The 7,054-nt window shown below is 47.2% G+C and carries 5 protein-coding genes and 1 pseudogene; all 6 read left to right on the forward strand.

Annotated elements, in window-relative coordinates; genetic code table 11:
* Window positions 1–198: 198 nt before the first annotated feature.
* The gene (locus tag E5342_RS18260) at window positions 199–2,202 is read left to right on the forward strand and encodes a urocanate hydratase (protein WP_135960013.1); all 2,004 of its coding nucleotides are present in this window, start codon (window positions 199–201) and stop codon (window positions 2,200–2,202) included.
* On the forward strand, window positions 2,199–3,104 hold the full coding sequence (gene ftcD / locus E5342_RS18265) for a glutamate formimidoyltransferase (protein ID WP_135960014.1): 906 nt from the start codon (window positions 2,199–2,201) through the stop codon (window positions 3,102–3,104). Before E5342_RS18260 ends, ftcD begins: the two co-directional genes overlap by 4 nt.
* A 3-nt stretch (window positions 3,105–3,107) precedes the next feature.
* The gene (hutI, locus tag E5342_RS18270; RefSeq protein ID WP_121737049.1) at window positions 3,108–4,358 is read left to right on the forward strand and encodes an imidazolonepropionase; all 1,251 of its coding nucleotides are present in this window, start codon (window positions 3,108–3,110) and stop codon (window positions 4,356–4,358) included.
* A gap of 35 nt (window positions 4,359–4,393) precedes the next feature.
* Entirely contained in the window at window positions 4,394–5,017 is a 624-nt protein-coding gene (locus E5342_RS18275) for a cyclodeaminase/cyclohydrolase family protein (protein WP_135960015.1), read from the forward strand.
* Between the two features lie 3 nt (window positions 5,018–5,020).
* Window positions 5,021–6,517: a histidine ammonia-lyase gene (gene hutH / locus E5342_RS18280; protein ID WP_135960016.1), complete on the forward strand. Its 1,497-nt coding sequence runs from the start codon at window positions 5,021–5,023 to the stop codon at window positions 6,515–6,517.
* Window positions 6,518–6,529: 12 nt separating this feature from the next.
* Window positions 6,530–7,000: pseudogene (locus E5342_RS18285) on the forward strand (acyltransferase); the annotation flags it as partial.
* Window positions 7,001–7,054: the final 54 nt, after the last annotated feature.

A 7,054-nucleotide genomic window follows, 5' to 3' on the forward strand; every position in this document is an offset into this window, starting at 1 on the left:
CTTCATAAAAAATGCACTCCAAAAGTTTTGTGTCTAACTTTTGGGGTGCACTTCAGGGAGGATGAGAGAGACGGGGGCTTTTTTATGCTTCTAAACATGGAATGATAATTGGCTGGGATTTGGATAATCGCTAACTTGTCGGCGCTGAATCCGTGAAATTCCTTGCAGATTGTAAGCACCTACTAAATCATTCACGTTATGGAAATACATCTTGATAACTATTTGCCGGAATATCCTTCCTTCGTTTCCGGTATTCGCCGTGCTCCCGATCGCGGCTATTCGCTTACGCCCGCTCAAACAGAAACGGCATTGATGAACGCGCTTCGTTACATCCCTGTTGAATTACATGAGAAGCTAGCTCCTGAGTTCATGGAGGAATTATTGACCCGGGGACGGATCTATGGTTATCGTTACCGTCCGCAGGGAGACTTGAAAGCGAAGCCTATCTCTGAATATAAAGGTAAATGTATCGAGGGAAAGGCCTTTCAAGTAATGATCGATAATAACCTTTGCTTTGATATCGCTTTGTACCCTTATGAGTTAGTTACGTATGGCGAGACTGGGCAGGTCTGCCAGAATTGGATGCAATATCGTTTGATTAAGAAGTATTTGGAGGAGCTGACCGAGGAACAGACCTTGGTGATCGAATCCGGGCATCCTCTGGGATTGTTTCATTCCAAGCCGGATGCCCCACGGGTGATTATCACGAACTCCATGATGGTGGGAATGTTCGATAACCAAAAGGATTGGCATGTCGCCGCCCAGATGGGAGTCGCTAATTATGGACAGATGACGGCCGGAGGTTGGATGTATATCGGCCCGCAAGGTATCGTACACGGTACGTTTAATACATTGTTGAATGCCGGACGTAAGAAATTAGGGATTCCACAAGATAAGGATTTGCGAGGCTATCTGTTTGTATCTTCCGGTTTAGGAGGAATGAGTGGCGCTCAACCTAAAGCCGCCGTGATTGCCGGTGCTGCCAGTATAATCGCCGAGGTAGACGCTTCCCGTATCGAGACACGCCGATGCCAAGGATGGGTCCAGCATGTGACGGATGATATGGGGAAAGCTTTTTCCTTAGCCGATGAGGCGATTCGTAAGAAAGAACCGATCTCTATCGCTTTTCATGGCAATATCGTGGATTTATTGGAATATGCCGATAAACAGGGGCTTTCCATCGACCTTTTGAGTGACCAGACCTCGTGTCATGCGGTCTATGAAGGTGGTTATTGTCCGGCAGGCGTGACGTTTGAGGAACGTACGGATTTATTGGCTCATCACCGGGAAGACTTTTGTGCTTTGGTCGATAAAACGTTGAAGCGACATTTCGAGGTGATCAAGCGTCTGGTTGCCCGGGGTACCTATTTCTTTGACTATGGGAACTCCTTCATGAAAGCGATCTATGATGCCGGTGTACATGAGATTTCCCGTAACGGTGTGGATGAGAAAGATGGTTTTATATGGCCTTCTTATGTGGAAGATATCATGGGGCCGGAATTATTTGATTATGGGTATGGCCCTTTCCGCTGGGTATGTTTAAGCGGTAAGCCGGAAGATTTGATTCGCACGGATCATGCGGCTATGGCGTGTATCGATCCGACTCGAAGAGGGCAGGATATGGATAATTATAATTGGATACGTGACGCGGAGAAGAACCGTTTGGTGGTGGGTACGCAAGCCCGGATCTTATATCAAGACGCTGAGGGGCGCTTGAAGATCGCCCTTGAGTTTAACCGAATGGTACGTGATGGGGAGGTAGGCCCGATTATGTTGGGACGAGACCATCATGACGTGAGCGGTACGGATTCTCCATTCCGTGAGACCTCTAATATACGGGACGGGAGCAATGTGATGGCTGATATGGCGGTGCAGTGCTTCGCTGGAAATGCCGCCCGGGGTATGAGCTTGGTCGCTCTTCATAATGGTGGAGGAGTTGGTATCGGTAAGGCGATAAACGGAGGTTTCGGTATGGTTCTCGATGGTAGTGAGCGGGTGGACGAGATACTTCGCTCTGCTATGATATGGGACGTGATGGGGGGTGTCGCTCGTCGCTCATGGGCCCGTAACCCGAATGCGATGCGTACGAGCGCTACTTTCAATGAGAACCGTGGCGAACAGTATCATATTACCCTTCCGTATATCCCGGAGAGGGCGTTTATTCATGAAATCGTACAAACATCATTAAATAAAAAGGTATGAGTACTTGGAATAAGATTATGGAATGTGTCCCTAACTTCAGTGAAGGACGGGATCTGGAGAAGATAGATAAGATCGTAGCGCCTTTCCGGGCTAAGACGGGTGTTAAACTGTTGGACTATAGTAATGATGAGGATCACAATCGCTTGGTTGTTACCGTGGTAGGGGAGCCAGTCGCTTTAAAACAAGCCGTATTGGAGGCCATTGGAGTTGCCGTTGAGCTGATCGATTTAAACAAGCATAGCGGTCAACATCCTCGAATGGGGGCCGTAGATGTGGTTCCTTTTATACCGATTCGCGGATGTACGATGGAAGAGGCGATCGCCTTGTCTAAGGAAGTAGGGGAGGACGTGGGCACTCGTTATGCCGTGCCGGTCTTCTTATATGAGAAATCGGCTTCCGCCCCTTACCGGGAGAATCTGGCTGCGATCCGTAAAGGAGAGTTTGAAGGGATGGCAGAGAAAATCCATCAACCGGAGTGGAAACCGGATTTTGGTCCGGCCGAAAGACATCCGACAGCCGGTACGGTCGCCATAGGAGCCCGCATGCCTTTGGTCGCCTATAATGTGAACTTAGGAACGAATCAATTGTGGATCGCTACGGATATAGCGAAGAAAATCCGTTTCATCGGCGGAGGTTTACGCTATTGTAAAGCGATGGGGGTTGAGTTGAAGGAACGTGGTATCGTACAGGTTTCTATTAATATGACCGATTATACCCGTACAGCTTTGTACCGGGCCTTTGAGTTAGTTCGTATCGAAGCTCGCAGATATGGCGTTTCGGTGGTGGGGAGCGAGATTATCGGCTTGGTTCCTATGGAGGCGTTGATTGATACGGCCTCTTACTATTTGGGATTGGAGGATTTCTCAATGAATCAGGTGCTGGAAGCCCGTAGTATGGAATAGCGTATGGAGAATAGCAAGATATTAATCAGGAATGCTGCCCAGATCGTCACTTGTCATGGGGATAGGGCACGACGGGGAGCGGAGATGTCTGATTTAGGCGTTATCGAGGATGGAGCCGTGGCGATGTCTGATGGAGTTATTACGCATGTAGGACCTACGGAGGAGGTACTTCGAGACATCCATGCGGAGGATTATTTGGAGATTCGGGCGGAGAAGCAAGCAGTGTTACCCGGATTCGTAGATAGTCATACTCATTTTGTCTTTGGCGGTTATCGGGAGGAGGAGTTCTCTTGGCGATTGCGGGGAGATAATTATATGTCGATCATGGAGCGTGGTGGAGGTATCGTGAATACGATGAAAGCTACCCGTGAAAGTGATTTCAATACATTATGGGACAGAGGGGAAGAACGTTTGGATGAGTTATTCTCCATGGGAGTTACCACAGTGGAAGGGAAAAGTGGTTATGGTTTGGATTTGCAAACAGAATTAGTTCAGCTTCGTGTCATGTCGGACTTGCATGAGTCGCATCCGATGGATGTCGTATCGACCTTTTTAGGAGCTCATGCCGTTCCTCCTGAATTTGCCGATCGTACCGATGATTATGTGGATTATATGATCGAGGAAGTGCTTCCTGTCATCCGAGCCGAACATACGGTTACATTTTGTGATGTGTTTTGTGAGAAAGGCGTTTTTTCATTAGAACAGAGTGAACGTTTGCTTCGTGCGGCCCGTCATCATCGTTTTAAATTGAAGATGCATGCGGATGAGATCGTTCCTTTCGGAGGAGCGGAACTGGCGGCTTCTTTGAAGTGTGTAAGTGCTGATCATTTATTACATATTTCGGATACAGGCATCAAACGTCTGGCCAGAGCGGGTGTCGTGGCTACTTTACTTCCGCTGACAGCTTTTTCCTTGAATGAGCCGTATGCGCCTGCAAGGAAGATGATAGATGCTGGTTGTGCGGTGGCTTTAGCTTCCGATCTGAATCCGGGAAGTTGTTTCTCTGCCTCGATTCCGATGATGATAGCTTTGGCTTGTATTTATATGAAAATGAGTCCTGAAGAAGCGGTAACGGCATTGACTATTAATGGTGCTGCTGCTGTAGGACGTGCTTCCGAGATTGGAAGTATCAGTGTGGGAAAACGTGCGGACGTGATCTTGCTGAAATATCCGTCTTATAAATTTCTCCCTTATCATGTGGGAATGAATCTTGTGGATACCGTAATTAAGGACGGGGAACTTTATATGATGTAAGGTAAGAATTGTTGAATCATTTAAATCAAAATACTATGTTAGCAGACTTGACAATTAAAGATTTTTTGGTGGAAACGGCGGGTAGTGCTCCCGTTCCAGGTGGTGGTAGTATATCTGCCTTGAATGGCGCTATAGCGGCGGCCTTGACAGAGATGGTGGCCCATCTGACTGTTGGCAAGAAGAAATATGCGGAAGTGGAAGGACAAATGAAAACGATCGCTACCGAGGCGGCTTTGATCCGTGAGCGTCTTACTGAATATATCGATAAGGACAGTGAGGCCTATGATCGTGTATTCTCTGCTTTTAAGTTGCCGAAAGAAACGCATGACGAACAGGTGATCCGCACGAATGCGATACAGAGCGCTACTAAAGAGGCGGCTATTGTTCCGATGAGGGTGGCGGAGGAGATCGGTTCCGTAATGGAGACGATAATCTATGTAGCTCACAAAGGTAATCAGAATGCTGTTACGGATGCTTGCGTGGCGATGATGGCTGCCCGTACTTGTGTATTGGGGGCTTTGTTGAATGTCCGAATTAACTTGATGTCCATCCAAGACGAGGTGTTCGTCGGAATGATGCGGAAGAAAGCGGATGAACTGGAGGCGAATGCTATCCGTGTAGAGCAAAAGTTATTGGATTGGGTGAAGACTAAATTATAGCATATGAGCAATGTCTATTATGTGGGGTCCGAGCCTCTCTCATTTGAGGGAATCGAACGGATACTTACTCAAAATATGAAGTTGGAGCTTTCACTCGAGGTGAAGGAGCGTATCCAGCGTTGCCGGGATTACTTAGACCATAAAATCGAGCAGCAAGAGGGGCCTTTGTATGGGATTACTACCGGTTTCGGTTCCTTATGCAATAAGAATATCTCTCCGGACGAATTGAGCACTTTGCAAGAGAACTTGGTGAAAAGTCATGCCTGTAGTGTAGGAGATGAAGTAAGTCCGGTGATTGTCCGTTTGATGATGTTATTGAAAGCGCATGCCCTTTCGTTGGGGCATAGTGGCGTACAGGTGATCACCGTACAACGTATTCTGGACTTTTTCAATAATGATGTGCTTCCGATTGTGTATGATCGTGGCTCTTTGGGCGCTTCCGGTGATTTGGCGCCTTTGGCGAATTTGTTTCTGCCTCTGATCGGCGTGGGTGACGTTTATTATAAGGGCCGCAAACGGGAAGCGATCAGCGTATTGGATGAGTTCGCTTGGAAGCCTGTGAAGCTGAAAAGCAAGGAGGGGTTAGCTTTATTGAACGGTACGCAATTTATGAGCGCCAATGGCGTATTCGCCTTGATGCGTGCGTTTAGCCTGTCCAAGAAAGCGGATCTGATCGCCGCTTTATCCTTGGAGGTTTTCGATGGGCGTATCGATCCTTTCATGGATTGTATCCAGCAGATGCGTCCGCATCCCGGACAAATCGAGACCGGGGCCGCTTTTCGACGGCTATTGGAGGGAAGTGAGTTAATCACCCGGAAAAAGGAACATGTTCAGGACCCGTATTCCTTCCGTTGTATCCCTCAAGTGCATGGGGCTACGAAGGACGCTATCAATTATGTGGCGAATGTCCTGCTTACCGAAGTAAATTCCGTGACGGATAACCCGACGATCTTCCCGGAGGAGGATAAGATTATTTCCGGCGGTAATTTCCACGGTCAGCCCTTGGCGATTTCTTATGATTTCTTGGCGATTGCCTTGGCTGAGTTAGGAAATATATCGGAACGTCGTGTCGCTCAATTGATCATGGGTTTGCGGGGATTGCCTGAGTTCTTGGTCGCTAATCCCGGCTTGAACTCCGGTTTCATGATCCCTCAATATGCGGCCGCCAGTATGGTAAGCCAGAATAAGATGTATTGCTATGCGGCGAGCAGCGATTCTATCGTGTCTAGTAATGGACAAGAGGATCATGTGAGTATGGGGGCGAATGCGGCGACGAAATTGTTTAAGATCATGGACAACTTGGATCATATCTTGGCAATCGAGCTGATGAATGCGGCACAAGGAATCGAGTTCCGTCGTCCGGCTAGGACCTCCCCTGTGTTGGAGAAGTTCTTGAAGGATTACCGGAAAGAGGTGCCATTTATCGATGAGGATATTATTATGTACACGGAAATACATCGTACGGTGGCGTTTATCCGTAGGAAAGACTTTGTATATTAATGAATATCGTTAATAGAGGTTAGAAATCCAGCTGAATCTCCTATTCGGCTGGATGTCGTACGCTTGATAGCCATGTTTACTGTTGTTTGCTGTCATTGTACAGACCCGTTTAATTTCTATCCCGGAGATTCTCCGATTATTGGGGATATTAAGTTTTGGGGAGCTGCCTATGGGGCTTTTCTTCGTCCTTGTGTACCTCTGTTCGTTATGATTACGGGAGCCTTGTTGCTACCGGTCCGGGAAGAGACTTCTATTTTCTATAAGAAAAGGATATTGCGTGTATTCTGGCCTTTCTTGATTTGGTCTGTTATTTATAATTTATTTCCTTGGTTTACGGGACTGCTTGGTTTGAGGCCGGAACTTATTCTTGATTTCTTCCCTTATTCGGGAGAAGAGGTGACTCGTCAATCGTTGAGTGTGTCTTTAGGCTATATCGCCCAGATACCGTTCAATTTCTCATTGTTGGATGTACATATGTGGTATAAGTAGTTATTCATAATTATTTCACCTATGTCGAAATTACATTATCTTTGCCTC

This window comes from Parabacteroides distasonis, from assembly GCF_004793765.1.
In the GTDB taxonomy this organism is placed as follows: Bacteria; Bacteroidota; Bacteroidia; order Bacteroidales; family Tannerellaceae; genus Parabacteroides; species Parabacteroides distasonis_A.